The organism is Erwinia psychrophila (genome assembly GCF_039023475.1).
Classification (GTDB): Bacteria; Pseudomonadota; Gammaproteobacteria; order Enterobacterales; family Enterobacteriaceae; genus Erwinia.
The window spans coordinates 84,308-105,921 of record NZ_JBCHVB010000007.1; the positions used below are offsets into that span (position 1 = coordinate 84,308).

Below are 21,614 nucleotides of genomic sequence, written 5' to 3' on the forward strand. Positions count from 1 at the left end.
GCCATACCACAATCCGCGCAGGTCTGTTCTTTTGGCTCAGTCATACCCTGCTCCATATCGGCTGCTGCCACCTGCGTGACGGGACTGGCTCGTATTTGGTTTCAGGCAACAGAGCGCTGACCGTCCATGACTTGAAGTCGGCGGCGAGCTGCTTTTCGGTTTTGATGTTGCGGGATTGGTACTGAAGGATGAGGGCGTTTGCTTCTTCGGTGGTGCAGTTTGAGTGGTGGAACCAGGTCTTATTCGTCATCTGGCTCTCTCCGCAAGTTTCCTGCACGTTCCTACTGAGATTTGAAACCTTTCAGATATCATCTTCCAGGTCAGTCCCTGCTTCTTCAGGATGGATATTCTGTTGGCCTCCTGCTGCCCGTAATGCTCATATCTTCCTCTGCTCATGCTCTCACCCCGCGAAGCTGATCGAATAATTTCATAGCGCCTGGCTTATTCTTTTCGACAAGCTTGCAGCGCGTATGCCTTCCATAACCATAACTGACTACCTCGTCACGATATGCCATGCGAGCTAATGAGCTGTGGCTGCCATTGCGCTTGATTTTATGGTTGCTGCAAACATAATCGTGAATCTGCCCAGAAGGCACATACCCGGTTTGATGCTTGAGAAATTCAAGGATATGTTCACGTGCTGTCATGCTGCTCTCCTGATCAGTCTCGCCCCGAATGCCATCAGCGCATCACGATCGATAACCTTGAATTCACACTGAACTCGTGGCCACGGATGCCAGATGATGAACATCTGCCCTTTGTTATTGCCCGATACTGGCTTGCCGGTTCCTGCATTCAGGAATGCCAGCCTGCCGCCTGTGATAAAGCGGACTTCATGAGCGGTTGCGATCGCGTCCCTGAACCATCCAACTGAGGTGTCGACGTTTAGCAGCATCACGCATCCAATACTGCTCTTTGCGTTCTCTTCTGAAGCCTTGCGAACGAATGGGCCAACGTTGCTGTAAGGCGGGTTTAGCCACACGTATCCAGGCAGATCTGGCATCAGTGCTGCCCAGTCTGTTTCAAGTGTGTTTTGCTGCTCAGTGATGTATCTGGTGCAAAGCGCGTTCTGCACACTGGCTGCTGCATCCAGCACGAAGTTGAATTCAGCATGCAGCGCCTGAAATATCTCCGGTGGCGTCTGCCATGCGTCTTTGTGTTCTGGTGCGGTGTTTGATTTGTCGGTCATCTAAGCCACCTGCTTCTGTCTGAGCTGCATAAACTCAGAGTCGTTAGGGATAACAATGGGTACGCCTTTATCCAGGCACCATTGCTCATGTAGCTCCATCAGGTGGAGCATCCGGCCTTTGTCCATCCTGCTTGTCTTCTCCCGTTCTCCGTTCTCATCACGGCCCAGCCAGTGGCCCACGTAGTAATCGTGTACCTCTTCGTTGGTTATTGGCCTGCTGAGTACCACCACACCGCTACGGCTGCGGATATCCACAACAACGCCACGCGCACGCAGCCATTCGCCTGTGGTTTCTACCCACATTCGCCAGGTGCGATTCATTGGAATTGTTCGGAGGTCACGCCATTCGGTAAATTTGATGCGGTATTTTCTGTCGGTGGAAACGAGGTCGAAGATTAGTTTGGTGAACTGGCCGAGGGTTGTTTTGTGCAAACAGAAGTCCTGCACGGTCTACCTCCCGTTAATCTGCTCCCGATACTGCTGAAGGTCGATTTCCATCTTCTCGGAAATCAGCGCTCTGGTCTGAATGTTATGCCCGCCTGTGCGCTCTAACATTTCCAGAAGAGTCAGGCCAGCCTTCAACTCTTGAAGGTGATCGGGTTGCTTTAGGGGGATTACGTTGTCAGTCATCACTCTTCTCCATCTCAGCGCGGGTGTTCCAGACGGCAACGCAAAGCTCTTCTGACTTTCGCGTAAATTGAACCATCGAGCCGCCTGCTTCACACCAGTGCCTTAAGGTTGCACTTATCAAAACATTGCGCATACCCGTCCAGTGGTGGTTTTTATCAACCCTTGTTTCTCCGCCGCCGCAAAACGGGCACCGCTTTAAATCTTCAGTCATGATTGCTCTCCCGAAACGCAACCGCAGCGCTGGCAGACAAATCCAGAGCGAGGCACGGCATCTTTATTTTTTCCATAGTGATAGATATGCAGGTAAAGGCAGACCTGCCTGACCGTTATATTCATCCCAGGCCCATACTCAGCCCACTGATGCCCGAACAGACGGCCCATGATGCCAGTGCATTTATTCATGATTGCTCTCCTGCTTTGCGCGGCCCATCCATGCTGAGCGCATATCAAGCACAGATGCTTTGGCGTTGATTACCATCTCTTCCTCATCGTCTTCTTCCCACTCAAAGGCAAGTCGGTAAGTCGTACCGTGGTTTTTCTGCAACCAGCGCTCAAACGCCTGCCGCTCAAGCTCATCGTTGTTGTTCATGGTAGCCCCGCGTTGTCGCAGATGATTACGATTCCTGTTATCCCTGAATTTAATTCTCGGTCACCATCCTTGCTTGTAAGCATCCATTTAAAACCGTCGATGTTTTCCATCTGCGATTTTTCGCTAAAGATTTCCAATAGGTCGTCCGCAGTTAACTCAAGCCTGACTGTTCGCCTCGTCTTGTCCTGAATCTCCATCACTCTCCTCCCTTAAGCGCTGGCTGGCCTGCCAAGTAACCTGCTTCCCATATCGCATACGCTTCATCGATACGAAGAGGCCCGTCGTAATGGTTTATGAACCACTGAAAAAATTTAGTTCCGATGCTCATCAAAAGCCCCCTGCTTTTTGCTGTTTTCCATGCTGCTGCTGACGGGAGTCACGTTCCGCGCGCGCCGCTGCCTGGTCCATGTCGTAGATAGCGCCATCCTTCTGCATGCACAGGACGGTGCCGCTGTTGCCGTGACGGTTAAGCCTAAGGATCAGCTCAGTTTCGCTTGGTGGCACAGAATCGTCATAAGCGCCTTCACGGTGGATGCCCACCCAGTAATCACAGTCCTGCTCAATCTGGCCTGTGTCGCGGGAGTCGCTAGGCAGTGGTCGCTTGTTGACGCGCTTCTCCAGCTCACGGTTCAGCTGAGTAAGCAGAACAACTACACACCCCAATTCCTTGGCGAGGTTCTTCAGTCCCTTTGTGATCATCCCGTATGCCAGGTCATTGCGATCTGCTTTCTCAGCGGTCATCAGGGTGAGGTAATCGACCAGAATCATGCCCACGCAGCCTTTCTGCCGCTTCACTTTGCGGGCTTCAGCCACGATGTGAGCCAGAGACAAGCCGGGGGTGTCGTCGATGTACAGCATATCCTGCTCACGCAGACGGTTAGCAGTGGCGATCGCCTTACCAAAGTCCTCGTCATAGTTGCCCTGATAGGCATCATCGGCATGCTCAGTGGCCGGCATGTAGAAAATGCTCGGATTCACGCCGGACTTTTGCCCTACCAACTTCTCCAGGATCTGGTCAGAAGGCATTTCCAGGCTGAACATCAGCGATGGCTTGTTCTCACGGATAGCGCAGTTGATAGCCATCTGGCTGTACAGCGTGGTTTTGCCCATTTTTGGGCGCGCGCCAATGACAAACAGGGAGCCTTTCACCAGTCCTTTCGGTGCCAGCATGCGGTCCAGTGATGGAATGCCGGTACTCAGGCCGCGAGTTTCACCGTTCGGATCGAAGCGCTTCTCCAAATCCACTACCCAGTCATCCATAACCTCGCCAAACGAGCGCAGGCCACGACGATTGCCGGTCTTGGCATAGTCGCTAATCTGGCTGGTCAGGCTGTTAACCGCTTCGAGCTTGTCCGTAGCGCTCAGTGTGCTGCGGGTGTAGAGCATCTCAGTGGCTTCGGTAAGCTTCTGGATGGCGTAGCGCTCCATCGCCCTGTCACGAATGACCAGCGCGTAGTTCACGATGTTTGCAGCCGATGGTGTGTTCTTGCTCATCTCAGCCAGGTAACCGAAGCCGCCGGATTGCTGAAGTGTGGAACGGGACTCAAGTTCATCAGAGAGGGTCAGCAGGTCGATGGGCTGATTTCTCTTCAGCAGGTCACGCATTGCCTCAAAGATGGCTCCGTGCGATTTGTTGTAGAAACTTTCAGGCTTGAGGATTGCCAGCACCTTCTGGCTGCGTTCTTCGCCGCCATCCAGCATCAGGCCACCCAGAACCGCCTGCTCAGCGTCAATGCTGTGTGGGGGTGTCAGGTAATTATCGGTCATCCTTGTCTCCTTCACGAACTTCGAGGTAAAGCTTTGCGCTGAGGAACTGATCGAACTTCATCTTTCGCCAGGTCTTCCCGGACTTCATGTCAGGCCTGTCTTCCAACATCCATCGGCAGTTTTCGCGGATGTAAGTCAGGTATCCACGGAACCCAGCGATGTCCAAAGGCTTACCATCAAGGTCTTTGGCAATCTTGTTGGCTTTCGACCAGAAGGTTCGAATCGCGTTTCGGCGGGTGTCATCCATTGTTCTCCAGCCTCTGGCCTCATGAAGTTCTTCCTTCAGGCATTGCCAGACTTCTTCGCAGGATAATCTTGGTTTCTGCTCAGCCGTTTTAGTGCTGCGAGTTGCACACTCAATATCTTTAGATATTGAGTTAGTATTTAGTAATTCATTGTTTGTGGCACTTTGATGGCAATCTGTTGGCACAACCTCCCCCGCAGCCCTTTCCGGATAAGGGTTTGCGTTGGCACTCTGTTGGCATTCTGTTGGCACAATATTTGGCTGGTAATCATCGTATTTCGTGACTGAAACGCGGGTGAATTTCTTGTTGGAAATGCGACTTATCATGCTCAACTTTTCAAACTTATTGAGCAGGTACTTGATGCGATCACCAGTGATGCCAGTTTCAGATGCCAGCGTGTTTCTGCCGGTAATGAACTCTCCACGCTTTACCAGAATTTCTCCGAACTCAGTCGGCACGGAAGCTGGAGCGTGGTTAGCAGAAAGGATGATGTGAACCCAGAGGTGAACAGCTTGAGAATCCGTCCTGTAGAAAGGTAGCTCCTTGATTTTGCGATGCAGCAAGGCATACCCCTTACCGCCATGTTGCGGCGTCTCCAGAGGCTTTCTGGCCTCTCTTGCTTCAGCTAAACTTCTGACGTTACTCATTTACCATTCCCCTTAGTTTTGTGCTGCTCCAGAATCCATCTCAATTTTTCTGCGATGATTAATGGAAGCGACTTCAGGTACTGGTCACGGGTAATGATTTTATGAGTTCCTGTATAGTCAACATGCTTTCTCATGTATAATGACTCCATTGAAATTGCTGAGATTTCGATATCAGGCGTCGAAGCTGTTAGAGCAGCTCGGCGCTTTTTCTTTTGTCAGTAGCTGCTCTATGCGCAACAGACTTTTCGCCACTTCCGATTCCGGCGACACCACATCCAGATAAGCCATTGCCAGACTCATCATTTGAAAGAAGCTGTGACGTTGCTTTCCAGACGGGCGCTTCATTCTGCTTACAGCTGCCTCATCCAAATCCAATACTTTTGCCAGTGATCCCTGTCCACGTTCAGCCAGTTTGTTCAGTAACTGGCTTTCAATCTCTCTCGCTTTTTTGCGATAACTTGCAATTTCCATAATGTAAAATTCCTTTGTTGGTTAATTATTTGCGTGACTTTGCGGTGAGCTAGTCACTTGTTAATTGGTTAGGGACGAAGCATCCCTGGTCAGATTGTTTAAAGAGCGGTGTTACTTATGCTGCTTTTTCGGGATGCGGGAACAGGTCAGGCAGGTCAGGTCGGATTTCATAACCCTTGACGGCCCCACCAGTGGCTTCTACCAAAGCCTTTACGTTCTCTGGCGCCACCTTTGCCTTTCCGTGCAACCACTTCTGTACGGCGGCCTGGGTGACACCACATGCTTCGGCAAGGCTCTTTTGAGTCCCCACAATTCCGATTGCGGTTTTGATTACAGTATTCATCCTGATCACCTATGTTGTTTTACACTTCCAATATAATACCTCAGTTGTTTTAAAGCAACAACCAAGGTGATTTGACTGGAAATAACTGAGGTTGTATTTTTCCGCCATGGAAATGACATTCGCACAACGGCTCCAACATGCCATGGATACAGCAGGGCTTACCCAAGCAGCTCTTGCAGAAAAATCCGGCGTGTCTCAGGCAGCAATACAAAAGATCACCTCAGGCAAGAGCCAGAGCACTAAAAAGCTTCTGGAAATATCATCTGCCCTTGGCGTCCGGCCTGAATGGCTTGGTAAAGGGGTTGAACCTATGCGTGAGGGTGGTAGGATTCATAGCCAGGAATCAACGATTCCTCCGGAACATGAATGGTCAGCTGTAGACGGTTGGGATGACTCTTCCGAGCTACCAGATGATGAAGTTTACATTCCGCTTTATAAGGATATTGAGTTGGCAGCAGGACACGGCAGCTTATCCAGCGGGGATCACAACAGCTATATGCTCAGGTTCTCAAAGGCAACGCTACGGCGTTATGGAGCGCAGAAAGAGAACGTGGTTTGCTTTCCGGTTCATGGCGACAGCATGTCACCCGTGATGCCAGAGAGAACCACAGTGACGGTAGATACAGGCAATAAAAAAATTGTCGATGGCGGAATTTATGCTATCTGCCAAGATGGTCTATGTCGCCTGAAGTTGCTTTATCGCCTGCCTGGCAACAGGGTCAGCATCCGGAGCTATAACAAAGAAGAATTCCCAGACGAAGATGCCGATCTCAGTTCCGTTGAAATCATAGGCCGAGTCATTAACTGGTCCGTGATGGCCTACTAACCCACCCGCTAAAAACATTAAGCCGCCTACGGGCGGTTTTTTTGTGCTCCTAATATTCTCTGCGTAATTTTTTTTAAATTAAAACTCCTTAAATCTCAATAAATTAACACCTTTGTTTTAATTATTACAACCTTGGTTGTTGACACCAATACAACCTAGGTATTACTCTTATCCCATCAGCAGGACGCTGAAGCAGCACGACATGGAACGCAGTCACTTTAACAATCGGGATTTGGGGATGATTCGTCCCCACCAAAGAGCAGTTGGCTTTGGGATGCAGGCAGAAGCCAACCTCTTCGGCGGAGGCGCTTGGCAATGAGTACGCGACCGGAGTTAGTCGTCCGGCTGTCTGCATCACCTAAGCCAATTACCGGAGGTAAGCATGAAAGCAAGAGAGATCAGGAAGCTTAACCGGGCTAAAGAGCACCGCGTTGAAGTTCGCAAGGATGTGCAGCTGGAGAAGGCGGTAGGTATCGCGCTTTCTGGTTGCAGCATCAATGTACTCACAGCAGTAACAGCGGCACCGAACTGGCGCGTTAAGCCAGAGCCAGAATTTGTGACAAAAGAGAACCCTGAGTACCGGAAGGTGAATAACCCTTACGGCCAGCTCACAAATGCGCGTCAAAAGATGCGCGGGTGCAGCATTCCTTTAATTTAACAGCGTTACGCCGCTCTGGAGAAATAATGAGTTGGATTAAACCTGATGATCAACTGCCAAGTTATGGTCTTGATTGCCACGTAGTAAGAAAACATCGCGATGGTTCGCTTCATACAACAACAGCGAAAAGAAACAGCAGAGAGCCACTGACAATTTCTGAAGATGCCTCAATAAATTGTTGGTGGTTTAACACCTCCGGACGTGACAGTTACTTCTCCGACTCAACTGTTGTGGCATGGCAGGAAATAATCATTAAGGCTCCTGCATACAATGGTGAATTCCTTCCTGTTGAGCCGATTGAAATTGATGAACCCGAATGGGGCGAAGATAGCTAAACAGCGGCGCTGCCGTATGGAGATAGAGATGAAAGCAGAGAAAGGCTTGAAAGTGGAAATTGATGTGAAGCGAATTAAGACCTGCATCAAAGTATGCGACCGATTTACTGCGCAGGTGATCGATGCGGATGGTGTGGCTATCCGCTCTCTCGAAAACGAATATGTACCAGATTGCTTCCCCGGGCAGCATTACGGGGATTATCTGGAACTCGATATCGACATTGAAACGGGCCAAATCCTCAATTGGGAAAAGCCCACAACACAGCAACTCGCGCAGTTAATAGGCGAGGAAGACGACGAATAACAGGCTGCCAACAGGTGGCCTTTTTTATGCCCGGAGCAAACATGATTCAGGTGAATGGCGAGAAGAAGAGCGTAGTGAGAATGGCATGCGGCTACTTGTTTCGCCTCAAGCCTGAATCTGATGGCTCGGGTAAAACAATCAACCGTGACCAGCTCAGAGCAGCGGTCAGGAAGCATTATCTGGAGGGGAAATGAGCGAAGAGGATTATATGGCGATAGAAGCGGCGAGTCACAGCCGGGAAATGGCAACAGATGCAACCATCCGTGATTACTTCGCGGTTAAGGCGATGCAGGGTTATTTAGCAAATCCATGGCAGGCAGAGCAGCTTGAATCACTTGGTGAAAGCGCAGGAGAGCAGATGGCTACTGTCGCTGAAATTTCATATTGCATGGCAGACGCGATGCTAAGCGCTCGGGGCCAATAAACCTGAGTGACACCGCAATGCCCTTTCATGTAGAGGGCATGACGATGACACCCAGTCATCACAACGCGCTTTAGAGATAAGGTGGGTTGGATAAACAACGTGAATTGTCCTGAATCACTTGCCCTCTCCGGAGGGCTTTTTTATGCCCACAGGAGAGGAATATGAGCGAAACAACGGATATCGCAGTACTCGAAATTAAGCCGGATCAGGCGCCGGCTGTTTATGTACCAAATGGACTCGACCAGTACATTGAGCAGATTAAGCAGGCTGTGAACGAAGTGCCTGACCTCACCACGGCAAAGGGACGCGCTCGCGTAGCTTCACTGGCCGCTCAGGTATCGCGCAGCAAGACAGCTATTGAAAAGCCCGGTCGTGAGTATCTGAAGCGCCTTAAAGAAGCTGTGAAGCCAGCTGAAGCAGAAATCAAACGGTTCGTTGACGCATGTGACGAGCTGCGAGATGCCACTCGCCTACCGCTGACAGAATGGGAAGCTGAACAGGAAAGGCTTGCTGCTGAAAAATCCGCTGAGGAAGAACGCCAGCGTATCGCAGCAGAAGAGCTGGCAGCTGCTGAAGCGCTTAAAAAACAAATCGAATCCGATCACGAGATCGCCCTTCTCCTGAATGACAAATACGACCGTGACGCAGCTGAAGAGAAAGCCGAAGCCGAGCGGCAACGGATTGCCCAAGAAGAAGAATTAAAGCGTCAGGCAGTCGAGCTGGCCAAGCATGAAGCTGAAGTAGTGGCGCAGCGCGAACGTGAAGCCTCAGCCAGACGTGAAGCAGATTTAAAGGCCGCCGCTGAGCTGGCAGAGCGTAACCGCATCGAAGCACAGGAACGGTCAGAGCGTGAAGCCAGAGAGGCTAAGGAGAAGGCTGAAAGGGAGAAGCAGAAGGCCATTGAAGCTGAGCAGCTAAAGGCCCGTCAGGAAGCCGATCGCATCAAGCGCGAAGCTGATCAGAAAGAAGCTGCCCGCCTGGCTGAAGAGAAACGCATTGCCGATGAAGCTGCTGACCGCGCAGCTGACATTGAGCACCGCAAGACAGTAAACAACAACGCTCTGCTTTGCCTTGTTGCTGCCGGGCTTACGGAAGAAGCCGCCAAAATCGCAATCAACGCTATCGCAAAAGGCGCAGTCAGCGCTATCCGCATCACTTACTAATAACCCATTTAAGGAAACGCCATGCAACTCGCTATTGCAGGGTGGCCGGTTGCTGGCCGCTCTGAATCACTTTTAGAAACTATCACCCGCCGCCTCCGCACTGGCTGGCGATCGCTTATCGACGCATTAACCAGCCCAGGTAAACCCTAATGAAATCATCTTTCTTTCTTAAAGCTCAGGAGCTGTGCCGCGAAGCTCAACTCTATGGCGACAAAGTTAAGTGGGCTATGGCAATGCGGTTACTTCGCCGGGCGGTTAAGCCATGAGCCAGCCAGATAAGCAAACAGTTCGCAACATGGTGATGCTGGCCGTTGCGAAGAACGATAACGATATGCGTGTAGCAGCAAAGAAAATGTACTGGGAGGTGGCCTTATGAAGCTCACATTCAAAGACCGACAGGAAATCGAAAGCATCATCAAAGGGTTTGGAGAAACGGAGCACGAGCAGGTTTACGCGATGGTTGAGCAGACTGTTGAGCCGCTAAAGCACAGCCCTGTGGAAGCCGCCATGACGGTTTTCTTCTCGAAGCAAGGCGATGATATGGAAATGGTTGGCCGCGCTCAGGATGCATTAGACGCGCAGGATATGGCGCATAAATTCATGTGGGATTATGTGACTAAGGTCGAGCAGCAGCGGCTGGCTGAAAAAATATGGAAGCACCGGCATTCATACCGGGAGGTGGCGTGATGGAACCCGGCATCTATTACGACCTCAGCAATGAGAATTACCACGCAGGCGCCGGGGTAAGTAAATCACAGCTGGACGACATCCTCATTAACCCGGCGATTTTCAAATGGCGAAAGGATGCGCCGGTAGATACGGAAAAGCTCAAGGCGCTGGATATGGGTACGGCGCTGCACTGCCTGCTGTTGGAGCCGGAAGAGTTCGATAAGCGCTTCATCGTGGCACCGGAATTTAACCGCCGGAGCACGGCAGGCAAGGAAGAGGAAAAGCGATTCCTGAAGGATTGCGAAGGCAATGGCATGACGGTAATGGATGCAGAACAGGGCAGGAAACTTAAGCTGATGCGCGAAAGTGCGCTGGCCCATCCGGCCGCCCGGTGGCTGCTTGAAGCAGATGGACACTGCGAAGCGTCCATTTACTGGAATGACGAAGAGACTGGCGAGCTTTGCCGGTTCCGGCCGGACAAGTTCCTGAACGAGCAGCCAGTAGTTATCGATGTGAAGAAGGTGGCCGATATGGATCGCTTCCCGCGCCACGTCGAAGAGTTCCGGTATCACCTTCAAGATGCCATGTACCGCGAGGGCTTTTACCGGCACTTCAACGAATACCCGATGTTTATTTTCATCGCCATCAGCGAAACCATCGACTGCGGCCGCTACCCAGTCCGTGTTTACCAGCTCACTGAAGAAGACACCGCCGCAGGGTTTGAGCTGTTCCGCCGCAGCCTGGACACCTATCACGAATGCCGTACAACCGATAACTGGGGCGGCATTGAAGAAATCACCCGCCCTGCCTGGGCGAAGAAAAAGGATCAATCATGAGCACTGAAATTGTCCACGCTAACCACGGCGAGGCCGACACGAAAGCCGCCATCTTCAGCCCGTCCGGCCTGCAAAAGCTTCAGGCATTTGCTGATGTTATGGCCCAGGGTAAATCAACAGTTCCCGCACATCTGGCCGGTAAACCTGCTGACTGTCTGGCTGTAGCTCTTCAGGCGGCTCAGTGGGGTATGAACCCTTTCGCTGTGGCGCAGAAGACGCATTTGGTAAACGGTACACTGGGCTACGAGGCCCAACTGGTTAACGCCGTTGTTACCAGCTCTACCGCCGTTCAGGGGCGCTTCAAATACGAATACGACGGAAACTGGGATGCGTTCCGGCCGGGAGATAAAAACCCGAATGCAGAGAAGGGTCTTTGTGTACGCGTCGGTGCCGTGCTGCGAGGTGAGACGGAAATCACCTGGGGTGAGCCGCTCTATATGGAGTTCGTCACTACACGCAATTCCCCACTATGGAAGACAGCACCAAAGCAGCAGCTCGCATATCTTGCTGTTAAATACTGGGCCCGCCTCTACTGCCCGGACGTGATCCTCGGCGTCTACACCCCGGACGAGTTTGAGCAGAAAGAGCGGGTTGAGCGCGACGTCACCCCGGCCCGCACCCGGCAGGATTTGAACAACCTTATCAATCAGAAGCCAGCCGAAACCGATCACGTTGAGCGCGCCCAGGCGGACGAACGCACTCCGGATGAGCTTCTGAAGGACTTCACCGAAGCGGCCAGTAAGGCATCCAGTGCGGTCGAACTGGACAGGTTATACAAATACGCAGCCCGGGCGCTGGTATCCGCTCAGGAAAAGCTGGATATCGCCACCGACATTTACTCCATCCGTCGTGATGAAATGGCCGAAGCAGCGCAATAACCCTCCCCAGCTGGATTACGCTGGCCGACATCACGGAGCTATGAAATGACCCCAGAACAAATCCAGAAAATGGCAGAAGGATTCCCGCCATCATCAATCGGAAAGGATCACGAGGAAGTTATTGTTTGGCTGGCAGAGCAGCACGTGGCGCTGCAAGAGCAGGTGCAGAAGCTGGCGGCTTTAGCTGAAGAGCGAAGAGTATTTATCGTAAACGGCGCAGAGATGGGCTACATCCAATTGCCAGTCCTCGACGGTGACCCAGTAACTGCGACATACCAGCGCTGCCTTCTGAAGCCTAAATTCGCAGCCGACGCCGTGATCCGCGAGATTGGCGCTAAGGCGGTTGATGGGTTTATTTCCCATTGCCAATACCAGTTGAACGCCGGAAATTATACCAAGGCTGAACGCGATAAATTTAAAGGCGGCATTGATACGGCAGCACCTTACGCCGCCCAACTCCGTGCGGGGGAAGTTTCATGAGCTACTTAAATCATCTTAGAAGGCTGGCCCAATTCGGGGGTTTGGTGGAAATCAGGTCAGAGGTTGTCACCACCCTGATTGATCAACTGGAAGCCGCCAATGAGCTAAATAAACACCTTGATTTAGCAGTTAGAAAGGCCGAGGGATGCAGCGAGGCGCTGAGAAGAAGATCAGAAGCCGCAGAGAAGCGCATAGCAGAGCTTGAGGAAGATTCCCACAATTACGCAAAACTTGCTGGAGCCAATGCGGCGAGGGCTCAAAAAGCAGAGGCGCAGCTTGCTGAACTTGCGGCGCAGGAGCCGGTAGCCTTTAAAAAACGCTTAGTTAACCATCGCAGCGGAGTCGAACATCATTGGACATACGGTGAAAAAGCCAGTCCATCCCATGGGGATATATTCCGCGTTGAAGTGGTGCCGCTCTACACCCGCGCCGCGCCGCCAGCGCCTATCGTTGTTAAGTTGCCGAGTAAGGAGCATATCCCCGCAGGATGTGATACGCAGCAAATGACCATTCTGTTGACGCACAATGCCGCAATAGATGGATGCGCAGAAGCCTGTGCCGCCGCTGGCATCAAATTGCAGATAGAGGGGGAGTGAGATGTCAGAGCAAACAATTTTAGATATGTGCTGTGGTTCAAGGATGTTTTGGCTTGATAAGCAGGACAGTAGAGCCATTTATTCAGATATCCGCAAAGAGGAACATATCCTTTGCGATGGCCGGTTATTAAATATCTCTCCAGACGTTATAGCTGACTTCCGCTCGTTACCCTTCGCGGATAATACCTTTTCACAGGTTGTCTTCGATCCCCCTCACCTTGAGCGGGCAGGTGAAAATGGTTGGATGCGGAAAAAGTATGGCGCACTCAAGGAAGGTTGGCGTGACGACATTCGTGCGGGTTTTACAGAGGCTTTTCGGGTATTGCGGCCACAAGGAACTTTGGTTTTTAAATGGAATGAAACTCAGGTGCCGGTTAGCCAGGTTATCGCGCTGACTGACCAGAAGCCAACTATCTGGCAGCGCACCGGCAAAGGCGATAAGACCCACTGGATACTCTTTCTCAAACCGTGATAACCCTTCCCCACCTTCTTATCGCAATAGCATTCGTGATCGCCGTATGGGCGATATTCAAAATACTCTGAACGAGGTTAACTATGGAAAAGCTACTCAGCGTCAAAGCTGTGTGCTCGGTGCTGGATATGCACCGGGCAACCCTGTATCGAAAAATTAAGGCCGGAGAAATACCCCAGCCATTGAAAGACGGCCCGCGCTCTAAGTGGCCAGAGTCAGAAATTCAACCGTACATCGAACGGCTCAAGAATCAACGGGCGGCATGAAGCCGCAAAGCCATTCGTCATACGCCTGCATCATCTCCCTTCTCTCATTCAGATACTCGGCGTGGTTGTAAGCAGCTACGGTGCGGTTGTGTTCCGCATGTGCTAATTGCTTTTCCACAACTTCACGCCGATAACCCATTTCATAAAGCGTTGTCGATGCCGTGGCACGGAAGTCATGGCATGTTATCAGGGAAGATTCGAAGCCAAGATAGGTGATCGCCCTGTTGAGGGTGTTGCTGTCCAGGTGCTTCCTCGGGTTCTTTATGCTTGGCACCATAAGTCCCGTTTTGCCGGTGGCGGCATGAAGCTCTCTTAGCAGGGTGAGGGCTGTTTTCGAGATTGGCACACTGTGAGCGCGGCGCATTTTCATTCTGCTGCCGGGAATAACCCATAGCGCATTATCGAAATCGACCTCAGACCATAGCCCTTGCCTCAGTTCAACCTGCCGGACGAAAAAGAAGGGAAGTAGCAGCAGTGCATATTTTGTCTGTGGATAGCCGGTATACTCGCTGGCCCGGCCGAAATACTCACGCAGTTCATCTCCGGTCAGGCAGCGGGAGTGCATTGTCTTATTCGGGATAATGGCGCCCTTTAGTGCGGCAGCCGGATCTGAGTCAGCCCTTAGCGTGGATACGGCATAGCAGAATATGGCAGAGCACCATTGCCTCACCTTTAACGCTGAAGATACTGATCCGCGCTTTTCCATCTCACGCAGAACGGCAAGGATTTCATGAGCCGTCACTTCCCTGATGGGTTTACTGCCGAAAGCGGGATAACAGTTTATCGCCAGGAAGTTTTCAGTCTGCGCGGTTGTGCTGGCTACCCAGTGCGGCCGCTTCTTTTCGATCCACTCCCGGGCGACAAGTTCGAAGGTATTGGCGGACTCTGCCAGGTTGTGCTGCTTCTCCTGCTTTCTGACGTCCGTAGGGTTTCGCCCCAGCTTTACCTGCTCCCTTGCCCATTCTCTTTCGCGCCTTGCGTCAGATAGCGATACGGCTGGATACTCCCCTATGGTATAGCGTCCATCTTTTGAGGAGGTCAGCCAGTAACGATAGCGCCAGAACTTAGATCCGGATGGGCGGACTTCGAGATAAAGCCCCTGGCCATCCTGCAATGTGTATGGTTTTTCCTGCGGGCGGGAATTTTTAACTTTGGTGTCTGTGAGAGGCATACCGGATAACACTGGTTGTGATAAATGTTATCCGGCAGGTTGTCCGGTTTATGGTGCGCTGTCAATATTCATCATGCGACAACATGAGATCGCACATTGAGCATCAACAGGCATTGTGGCGGGATTTTGCGACAGTAAGCGAAACAGTGCGCCAGCGATGTAGGTTACTCAGCAATATTCGCATCGTCACCTTCCTGTTCCAGAATTTCACGCACCACGCTGGTGGCAAAGCTGCCCGCCGGCAGCCAGAACGTCAGCCCGAGAGTATGATCGTCCGACCACGTCCAGCGCAGATCGCGCGGGATAACCAGCAGCGCCCGTCGTGCTGCCTCCACCCGCTCGCGCTCAAGCAGCGTAATCAATTCGGCTTCCGCCGCCAGGCTTTGTTGTTCAAAGGCCAGCGCCTCTTCTTTACTGCCCCACTCTCCGCTGCCGGGAAGCGGTGCAGTCACCCGCAGTTCATGATTATTGACGCGGGTCTGGAGCGTCTCAAGCTCCGCTGCATCCGCCACAAACCAGCTGCCGCGTCCGGTCAGCTGTAATGCATCACCGGGCATTACGACGTTTAGCGAGCCCTGTGCAGCCAGCCGATCGCTGGCGACCTGATTAAACAGAGCGCTGCGGGCGGCGGAGAGCAAAAAGCTGCGTTTGCTGCGCTCTTTGACGCGTATCGCGTTTGCTGCCCAGCGCCGGGCAAGGGTCAGGTTACTGCCCTGATGACCAAAGCGCTGTTCGCCGAAATAGTTAGGCACGCCGGAGAGAGCCACCTGCTGCAGGCGCGCTTCTACCGCCGCACGATCGGAGATCTGCCGTAAAACCAGCGTAAAGGCGTTGCCCTGCAGCGCGCCTGTACGCAGTTTACGACGATGGCGGGCACTTTCCAGTACCTCGCAGCCTTCCAGGGTAAATGCAGAAAAATCTGGCGTGGTTTTACCCGGTACCCGCAGGCAAAACCACTGTTCGGTTACCGCATGGCGATCCTTCATGCCGGCAAAGCTGACGTCGCGCGCAGGGACGCCGGCGAATTTCGCCAGCGCTTCCGCCACAAAGCGGGTATTGCAGCCATTCTTGCGAACGCGAACCAGCACCTGCTCACCGTCACCGTCTGGCCGGTAGCCCAGATCTTCAATGACGACAAAATCTTCCGGACTGGCTTTAAGGACGCCCGTCGCGGCAGGTTTGCCGTGCAGCCAGTTCAGCGCTTCCGGGCCCATCAGGCTTGAACCCGGGTCAGCAGGGCCACCGCCTCACAGGCGATACCTTCACCGCGACCGGTAAAGCCGAGCTTTTCGGTGGTGGTGGCTTTGACGTTAACGTCATCCATATGGATGCCAAGGTCTTCCGCAATATTGATGCGCATTTGCGGCACATGCGGCAGCATTTTAGGGGCCTGAGCGATGATCGTGACGTCAACGTTACCTATCGCGTAGCCTTTTTTAGCGATCTGCCGCCATGCTTCGCGCAGCAGTTCACGGCTGTCCGCCCCTTTATAGGCCGCATCGGTATCCGGAAACAGCTTGCCGATATCGCCGAGCGCAGCGGCGCCCAGCAGCGCATCGGTCAGCGCATGCAGCGCCACGTCGCCATCGGAGTGCGCCAGCAGCCCTTTTTCATAAGGAATACGCACGCCGCCGATAATCAACGGGCCTTCGCCGCCAAACGCGTGTACGTCAAAACCGTGGCCGATACGCATTATGCGCTCTCCTTATTTTTTAATTGAGTGAGGTAGAAAGCGGCCAGCGCCAGATCTTCCGGCCGCGTAACCTTAATATTGTCGCTGCGTCCGACGATCAGTTCAGGATGATAACCGCAGTATTCCAGCGCCGAGGCCTCATCGGTAATGGTCGCCCCCTCCTCCAGCGCCCGCTGTAAGCAGCTACGCAGCAGCACAAGAGGGAAGAGCTGAGGCGTCAGCGCATGCCACAGATCTTCGCGATCGACGGTATGCACTATTGCTTCGCTGCCTGCCCCGCCCCGCTTCATCGTATCCCGCACCGGCGCGGCGAGAATGCCGCCGACGCTGCTGGTCGAGGTGATCGCCAGCAGTCGCGTCAGATCGTCAAGATGCAGACAGGGACGCGCCGCGTCGTGCACCAGCGCCCAGCTGGCAGAAGGCGCCGCCTGAAGCCCGGCAAGAACGGAATCGGCCCGCTCTTTGCCGCCTTTGACCACCGTAATACGCGGATCCCGGGCCACGGGCAGGCTGGCGAACAGCGGATCGTCCGGGCTGATGGCCACAATAATCTGGCCAATCACCGGATGTGCCAGCAGACTGGCAAGCGTATGCTCCAGAATGGTTTTATCGCCGATGGTGAGATATTGCTTCGGGCATTCAGACTGCATCCGGCTGCCGATACCCGCAGCGGGCACGACAGCAATGACGTCCGGAAAGGATGTTGCGATGTTCATGATTTATCGTAGCTGGCTGTTTGAAGCACCCTGCTGCGCGTTTCGTCTGTTTTGATCCGGCACAAGGCGATAGAAGGTCTCACCGGGTTTAATCATCCCGAGTTCGTTACGTGCGCGCTCCTCGATCGCTTCAGAACCGCCGTTAAGGTCGTCGATTTCCGCAAACAGCCGATCGTTTCGTGCTTTAAGCTTGCCGTTACTGGCCTGTTGCTGCGCAACATCGTCATTAACGCGCGTATAGTCATGTATGCCGTTCTTGCCCAGCCAGAGCGAATATTGCAGCCAGCCCAGTAGTACAAGTAACAGCAGCGTCAGTTTACCCATCCCCGCCCCCTGAAAAACGGCTCAATCATCCCACAACTTTCCCTCTGACTCCACCCTGGCAGTGAAATAGCCGTGGATTGCGGTTCAGGTGAGCAAACCGCCGGCGTGGGGCTGGTGAAGAAAGAAATGAAATGGCGGTAAGACGCCGCTTACCAGCCGGTCAGCAGGCTGAAAAGCAGCCAGAACAGGCAGATGACACTGAGTGCAGTAAGCAGCAGCGTCAGCAGAAGATGACCGCGCAGCAGCACGCTGGTCGCAATACCAACCAGTACGGAAACCGGCAGGAGGGCAAGGAAAAAAGGCCAGGTATAGAGGAAGAAAAACAGGGTATTGGAGCCATACAGGATGAAAGGGATCGCCAGCGCGATCCACCAGGAGGCGAATCCAGCCAGGCCACCGGGAAATGGCCAGGCACTCTCTTCCCGTTCTCGATCTTCTTTGCGGGCCAGCAAGGGCGTAACGTTATGCATAAGTATCCTGTTGACGCGTGACACGACCTGCTCTGAGGCATTTTCGCCGTGGCTTCTTAGTCAAAGATAATATCGTGCTCAGGCAGCAGATCTAACACTTGAACCCGCGATTTTGTTACTAATTGTTCGCTTTTTGCCGACGGACAGCGGGTATCCCGCCGCATCAGGCATGACTGTCTGGTTACAAAAGCGTTTTTTCTTAAGAGTATGACTGAAAAACTTTCTGACGCGCTGTGCGGGCAATAGCCTGTGCTGTTCTGCGTCACAAAAATGAACGCATTTCCATTTTCAGTACCACCTTAATACCAGGCGGTTCAGGAACCGGGAAAAATACGCACTAACAGCAGAAACCCCCGGAAGCGCTTTGACATGCTATGAAAGAAAATAACCAACGAAGCAGAGATATAAACGCGATAACGGCGCGCTTCAGAAGAAGCGCGAACCGTTGTCGTCAGGAGGTTACCGTTACGGAACGCAGGATTATCCTGTCCAGCCGGGAATAATCTGCCGGCTTTGCAGTACGGCGGCGATCTGTTCACACAGCGCGTCAACCGTCTCTTCGCCGTTCAGCACAATCTCCGCCCGCTCCGGCGCTTCATAAACCGCGTCAATGCCGGTGAAATTACGCAACTCCCCCGCACGGGCCTTTTTGTAGAGGCCTTTAGGATCGCGCGCTTCGCAGATGGCTAACGGCGTATCGACAAAAACCTCAATGAAGCGCCCTTCTCCCAGTAAATCGCGCACCATCTCCCGTTCGGCGCGATGCGGAGAGATAAAGGCGCTCAGGACCACCAGCCCCGCATCCACCATCAGCTTCGCCACTTCGCCCACGCGGCGAATATTCTCTTTCCGATCCGCATCGCTGAAGCCGAGGTCGCGACAGAGGCCGTGCCGCACATTGTCGCCATCCAGCAGATAGGTAGAAACCCCCGTCTGGTGCAGTCCCTGCTCCAGCGCGCCCGCCACCGTGGACTTGCCCGAGCCGGAGAGCCCGGTAAACCACAAAAGGACGCCCTGGTGACCATGCTGCGCCTCACGTTCGGCACGCGTTACCGCGTGCGGATGCCAGACGACGTTCTCATCATGTTCGGCGCCCATCTTACTGACCGCCCAGCAGGTCGCGCGCGCCCCAGTGCGGGAAGTGGCGACGAACCAGCTCGTTCAGCTCCAGTTCAAACGCGCTGAAGTTGCCCTGCGCCTGTGCTTTCTCCTCCAGCGGCTCACGGATCATGCCGGCACCGACGGTAACATTACTTAACCGATCGATGAATATCATGCCGCCTGTCACCGGATTCTGCTGATAATTGTCCAGCACCATCGGTTCGTCAAACGTCACTTCGACCAGGCCGATGCCGTTCAGCGGCAGGTTTTCCACGCTGTGCCGGGTCAGGTTATTGATCTCGACCTGGTGCTCGATGCGCTCAACGCGGGCGCGGGTTTTCTTACCGGCAATTTTCACGTCGAAGCTTTGTCCCGGTGACAGCGGCTGCTCGGCCATCCACACCACATCGACGCTGGCGGCCTGCACCGGCTTCAGCGTCGCGCTGGCGTCCACCAGCAGATCGCCCCGGCTGATATCAATTTCATCCTTCAGCACCAGGGTGATCGCCTCACCCGCCTGCGCTTCCTGAAGGTCGCCGTCAAAGGTGACGATGCGTGCAATGCTCGATTCAACGCCCGAAGGCAGAGCCTTCACGCGCTGCCCGACCTGCACCGCGCCGGAAGCCAGCGTCCCGGCGTAGCCGCGGAAATCCAGGTTCGGACGGTTGACGTACTGCACCGGAAAACGCATTGGCTGCTGCTCAACGATGCGCTTTATCTCGACGGTTTCCAGCACATCCAGCAATGTCGGGCCGCTGTACCAGCTCATCGCCTCACTCGGCGACGCCACGTTTTCTCCTTCCAGCGCGGAGAGCGGCACAAAACGGATATCCAGATCGGCCGGCAGCTGCGTGGCAAAATCAAGATAATCCTGTTTGATCTGTTCGAAGGTCGCTTCGCTGTATTCCACCAGATCCATCTTGTTGATTGCCACAATCAGATGCTTGATGCCCAGCAAGGTGGAAATAAAGCTATGGCGGCGCGTCTGGTCCAGCACGCCTTTACGGGCGTCAATCAGCAGAATCGCCAGGTCGCAGGTTGAGGCGCCGGTAGCCATATTGCGCGTGTACTGCTCGTGCCCCGGCGTGTCTGCGATAATGAATTTACGCTTCTCGGTCGAAAAATAACGATAAGCCACATCAATGGTGATGCCCTGCTCACGTTCGGCCTGCAGGCCATCAACCAGCAGCGCCAGGTCGAGCTTTTCGCCCTGCGTGCCGTGGCGCTTGCTGTCGTTATGGAGCGAAGAGAGCTGATCTTCATAAATCTGACGGGTGTCGTGCAGCAGGCGGCCGATCAGCGTGCTCTTGCCATCGTCGACGCTGCCGCAGGTCAGAAAACGCAGCAGGCTTTTATGCTGCTGCGCATGTAGCCAGGCTTCCACGCCGCCCTGGTCGGCAATTTGTTGTGCAATGACGGTATTCATCTCGGCTCCTCAGAAATAACCCTGGCGTTTCTTCAGCTCCATCGAGCCGGACTGATCGCGGTCAATGACGCGTCCCTGACGTTCGCTGGTCGTGGAGACCAGCATCTCTTCAATAATCTCCGGCAGCGTCTTCGCTTCAGACTCTACCGCGCCGGTCAGCGGCCAGCAGCCCAGCGTGCGGAAACGCACCATCCGCTGCTGGATCATTTCGCCAGGCTGGAGATCGATACGATCGTCATCCACCATCATCATCATGCCGTCGCGCTCCAGCACCGGGCGCGGCGCCGCCAGATAAAGCGGCACAATGTCGATATTTTCCAGAAAGATGTACTGCCAGATATCAAGCTCGGTCCAGTTGGAGAGCGGGAAAACGCGGATGCTTTCGCCTTTATTAATCTGGCCGTTGTAGTTATGCCACAGCTCAGGACGCTGGTTTTTTGGATCCCAGCGGTGAAAGCGATCGCGGAAAGAGTAGATGCGCTCTTTGGCGCGCGATTTCTCTTCATCGCGGCGGGCACCGCCAAATGCGGCATCGAAGCCGTACTTGTTCAGCGCCTGTTTCAGGCCTTCGGTTTTCATGATATCCGTATGCTTGGCGCTGCCGTGTACGAATGGGTTGATGCCCATCGCCACGCCTTCCGGGTTGCGGTGTACCAGCAACTCGGCACCGATCGCTTTCACGGTACGGTCGCGAAATTCATACATTTCGCGGAATTTCCAGCCGGTATCCACATGTAATAGCGGGAATGGCAGGGTTCCGGGATAAAAAGCCTTACGCGCCAGATGCAGCATCACGGAAGAATCTTTGCCGATCGAATACATCATGACCGGATTACCAAACTCCGCCGCCACTTCGCGGATGATATGGATACTTTCCGCTTCCAGTTGACGCAGATGGGTGAGTCGTTTCTGATCCATAACTTTT

At 53.5% G+C, this 21,614-nt stretch carries 34 protein-coding genes; 15 read left to right on the forward strand and 19 right to left on the reverse strand.

Translation table 11 applies throughout. The features are described 5' to 3' along the window. Positions 1-40: 40 nt before the first annotated feature. From AAH446_RS16165 to AAH446_RS16210, 10 genes are all read right to left on the reverse strand, one after another. Positions 41-250: a hypothetical protein gene (locus AAH446_RS16165; protein WP_342907703.1), complete on the reverse strand. Its 210-nt coding sequence runs from the start codon at positions 248-250 to the stop codon at positions 41-43. Between the two features lie 142 nt (positions 251-392). Further along, positions 393-647, reverse strand: coding sequence for a hypothetical protein (locus AAH446_RS16170; protein ID WP_342907704.1), 255 nt, complete (start codon positions 645-647; stop codon positions 393-395). Beyond that, the gene (locus AAH446_RS16175) at positions 644-1,189 is read right to left on the reverse strand and encodes a phage N-6-adenine-methyltransferase (RefSeq protein WP_342907705.1); all 546 of its coding nucleotides are present in this window, start codon (positions 1,187-1,189) and stop codon (positions 644-646) included. The genes AAH446_RS16170 and AAH446_RS16175 overlap by 4 nt, the downstream gene beginning before the upstream one ends. Next, on the reverse strand, positions 1,190-1,621 hold the full coding sequence (locus AAH446_RS16180) for a NinB/YbcN family protein (protein ID WP_342907706.1): 432 nt from the start codon (positions 1,619-1,621) through the stop codon (positions 1,190-1,192). 190 nt (positions 1,622-1,811) lie between these two features. Further along, a complete protein-coding gene (locus AAH446_RS16185) occupies positions 1,812-2,030 on the reverse strand; it encodes a hypothetical protein (protein ID WP_342907707.1) in 219 nt (72 codons plus the stop codon). A 183-nt stretch (positions 2,031-2,213) separates the two neighbouring features. Then, the gene (locus tag AAH446_RS16190; RefSeq protein WP_342907708.1) at positions 2,214-2,408 is read right to left on the reverse strand and encodes a hypothetical protein; all 195 of its coding nucleotides are present in this window, start codon (positions 2,406-2,408) and stop codon (positions 2,214-2,216) included. 327 nt (positions 2,409-2,735) lie between these two features. Then, complete coding sequence (locus AAH446_RS16195; protein ID WP_342907709.1) at positions 2,736-4,175, reverse strand: DnaB-like helicase C-terminal domain-containing protein; 1,440 nt, start codon at positions 4,173-4,175, stop codon at positions 2,736-2,738. After that, positions 4,165-5,067 (reverse strand): DNA replication protein, encoded by a 903-nt coding sequence (locus AAH446_RS16200; RefSeq protein WP_342907710.1) that lies wholly within the window; start codon positions 5,065-5,067, stop codon positions 4,165-4,167. Before AAH446_RS16200 ends, AAH446_RS16195 begins: the two co-directional genes overlap by 11 nt. Before the next feature lie 171 nt (positions 5,068-5,238). Next, positions 5,239-5,538 (reverse strand): CII family transcriptional regulator, encoded by a 300-nt coding sequence (locus AAH446_RS16205; protein WP_342907711.1) that lies wholly within the window; start codon positions 5,536-5,538, stop codon positions 5,239-5,241. A gap of 115 nt (positions 5,539-5,653) precedes the next feature. Next, positions 5,654-5,881, reverse strand: a complete 228-nt coding sequence (locus AAH446_RS16210) for a transcriptional regulator (RefSeq protein WP_342907712.1) — start codon at positions 5,879-5,881, stop codon at positions 5,654-5,656. Positions 5,882-5,987: 106 nt separating this feature from the next. Between AAH446_RS16210 and AAH446_RS16215 the strand changes: the two genes are divergently transcribed. The 15 genes from AAH446_RS16215 (at position 5,988) to AAH446_RS16285 (ending at position 13,788) form a co-directional block, all read left to right on the forward strand. Then, positions 5,988-6,707 carry an XRE family transcriptional regulator gene (locus tag AAH446_RS16215; RefSeq protein WP_342907713.1) on the forward strand — a complete coding sequence of 240 codons (720 nt, stop codon included), beginning with the start codon at positions 5,988-5,990 and terminating at the stop codon, positions 6,705-6,707. A gap of 382 nt (positions 6,708-7,089) precedes the next feature. Beyond that, positions 7,090-7,365 carry a hypothetical protein gene (locus tag AAH446_RS16220; RefSeq protein WP_342907714.1) on the forward strand — a complete coding sequence of 92 codons (276 nt, stop codon included), beginning with the start codon at positions 7,090-7,092 and terminating at the stop codon, positions 7,363-7,365. Between the two features lie 26 nt (positions 7,366-7,391). Further along, on the forward strand, positions 7,392-7,700 hold the full coding sequence (locus AAH446_RS16225; protein ID WP_342907715.1) for a hypothetical protein: 309 nt from the start codon (positions 7,392-7,394) through the stop codon (positions 7,698-7,700). A gap of 28 nt (positions 7,701-7,728) precedes the next feature. After that, positions 7,729-8,004, forward strand: a complete 276-nt coding sequence (locus AAH446_RS16230; protein ID WP_342907716.1) for a hypothetical protein — start codon at positions 7,729-7,731, stop codon at positions 8,002-8,004. A 41-nt stretch (positions 8,005-8,045) separates the two neighbouring features. Further along, a complete protein-coding gene (locus tag AAH446_RS16235; protein ID WP_342907717.1) occupies positions 8,046-8,198 on the forward strand; it encodes a hypothetical protein in 153 nt (50 codons plus the stop codon). Next, positions 8,195-8,428, forward strand: coding sequence for a hypothetical protein (locus AAH446_RS16240; protein WP_342907718.1), 234 nt, complete (start codon positions 8,195-8,197; stop codon positions 8,426-8,428). Before AAH446_RS16235 ends, AAH446_RS16240 begins: the two co-directional genes overlap by 4 nt. 161 nt (positions 8,429-8,589) lie before the next feature. After that, positions 8,590-9,591: a hypothetical protein gene (locus AAH446_RS16245; protein ID WP_342907719.1), complete on the forward strand. Its 1,002-nt coding sequence runs from the start codon at positions 8,590-8,592 to the stop codon at positions 9,589-9,591. Between the two features lie 21 nt (positions 9,592-9,612). Further along, entirely contained in the window at positions 9,613-9,741 is a 129-nt protein-coding gene (locus AAH446_RS16250) for a protease FtsH-inhibitory lysogeny factor CIII (RefSeq protein WP_342907720.1), read from the forward strand. Between the two features lie 222 nt (positions 9,742-9,963). Next, positions 9,964-10,278: a hypothetical protein gene (locus AAH446_RS16255; RefSeq protein WP_342907721.1), complete on the forward strand. Its 315-nt coding sequence runs from the start codon at positions 9,964-9,966 to the stop codon at positions 10,276-10,278. Next, complete coding sequence (locus AAH446_RS16260; protein WP_342907827.1) at positions 10,278-11,096, forward strand: PD-(D/E)XK nuclease-like domain-containing protein; 819 nt, start codon at positions 10,278-10,280, stop codon at positions 11,094-11,096. The genes AAH446_RS16255 and AAH446_RS16260 overlap by 1 nt, the downstream gene beginning before the upstream one ends. Beyond that, positions 11,093-11,974, forward strand: coding sequence for a RecT family recombinase (locus AAH446_RS16265; RefSeq protein ID WP_342907722.1), 882 nt, complete (start codon positions 11,093-11,095; stop codon positions 11,972-11,974). The genes AAH446_RS16260 and AAH446_RS16265 overlap by 4 nt, the downstream gene beginning before the upstream one ends. A 45-nt stretch (positions 11,975-12,019) precedes the next feature. After that, positions 12,020-12,454, forward strand: coding sequence for a hypothetical protein (locus AAH446_RS16270; protein ID WP_342907723.1), 435 nt, complete (start codon positions 12,020-12,022; stop codon positions 12,452-12,454). After that, a complete protein-coding gene (locus tag AAH446_RS16275) occupies positions 12,451-13,050 on the forward strand; it encodes a hypothetical protein (protein WP_342907724.1) in 600 nt (199 codons plus the stop codon). The genes AAH446_RS16270 and AAH446_RS16275 overlap by 4 nt, the downstream gene beginning before the upstream one ends. Position 13,051: 1 nt before the next feature. Next, the gene (locus AAH446_RS16280; protein WP_342907725.1) at positions 13,052-13,522 is read left to right on the forward strand and encodes a class I SAM-dependent methyltransferase; all 471 of its coding nucleotides are present in this window, start codon (positions 13,052-13,054) and stop codon (positions 13,520-13,522) included. 83 nt (positions 13,523-13,605) lie between these two features. Then, a complete protein-coding gene (locus AAH446_RS16285; RefSeq protein ID WP_342907726.1) occupies positions 13,606-13,788 on the forward strand; it encodes a helix-turn-helix transcriptional regulator in 183 nt (60 codons plus the stop codon). Here AAH446_RS16285 and AAH446_RS16290 read toward each other — a convergent pair. The 9 genes from AAH446_RS16290 to cysD all read right to left on the reverse strand — a co-directional run bounded on the left by AAH446_RS16290 (position 13,766) and on the right by cysD (position 21,607). Continuing rightward, entirely contained in the window at positions 13,766-14,959 is a 1,194-nt protein-coding gene (locus AAH446_RS16290) for a tyrosine-type recombinase/integrase (RefSeq protein ID WP_342907727.1), read from the reverse strand. The two genes, AAH446_RS16285 and AAH446_RS16290, sit on opposite strands and share 23 nt — an antisense overlap. A 164-nt stretch (positions 14,960-15,123) precedes the next feature. Beyond that, complete coding sequence (gene truD / locus AAH446_RS16295) at positions 15,124-16,173, reverse strand: tRNA pseudouridine(13) synthase TruD (protein ID WP_342907728.1); 1,050 nt, start codon at positions 16,171-16,173, stop codon at positions 15,124-15,126. Then, positions 16,173-16,652 (reverse strand): 2-C-methyl-D-erythritol 2,4-cyclodiphosphate synthase, encoded by a 480-nt coding sequence (ispF, locus tag AAH446_RS16300; protein ID WP_342907729.1) that lies wholly within the window; start codon positions 16,650-16,652, stop codon positions 16,173-16,175. Before ispF ends, truD begins: the two co-directional genes overlap by 1 nt. Then, entirely contained in the window at positions 16,652-17,368 is a 717-nt protein-coding gene (ispD, locus tag AAH446_RS16305; RefSeq protein WP_342907730.1) for a 2-C-methyl-D-erythritol 4-phosphate cytidylyltransferase, read from the reverse strand. The genes ispF and ispD overlap by 1 nt, the downstream gene beginning before the upstream one ends. A 3-nt stretch (positions 17,369-17,371) precedes the next feature. Then, positions 17,372-17,692 carry a cell division protein FtsB gene (gene ftsB, locus AAH446_RS16310; protein ID WP_342907731.1) on the reverse strand — a complete coding sequence of 107 codons (321 nt, stop codon included), beginning with the start codon at positions 17,690-17,692 and terminating at the stop codon, positions 17,372-17,374. A 149-nt stretch (positions 17,693-17,841) separates the two neighbouring features. Next, the gene (locus tag AAH446_RS16315) at positions 17,842-18,162 is read right to left on the reverse strand and encodes a DUF3561 family protein (RefSeq protein WP_342907732.1); all 321 of its coding nucleotides are present in this window, start codon (positions 18,160-18,162) and stop codon (positions 17,842-17,844) included. 480 nt (positions 18,163-18,642) lie between these two features. Then, entirely contained in the window at positions 18,643-19,260 is a 618-nt protein-coding gene (gene cysC / locus AAH446_RS16320) for an adenylyl-sulfate kinase (protein ID WP_342907733.1), read from the reverse strand. 1 nt (position 19,261) lies between these two features. Further along, positions 19,262-20,689, reverse strand: a complete 1,428-nt coding sequence (cysN, locus tag AAH446_RS16325; protein ID WP_342907734.1) for a sulfate adenylyltransferase subunit CysN — start codon at positions 20,687-20,689, stop codon at positions 19,262-19,264. Between the two features lie 9 nt (positions 20,690-20,698). After that, entirely contained in the window at positions 20,699-21,607 is a 909-nt protein-coding gene (cysD, locus tag AAH446_RS16330; RefSeq protein ID WP_342907735.1) for a sulfate adenylyltransferase subunit CysD, read from the reverse strand. Between the last annotated feature and the right edge of the window lie 7 nt (positions 21,608-21,614).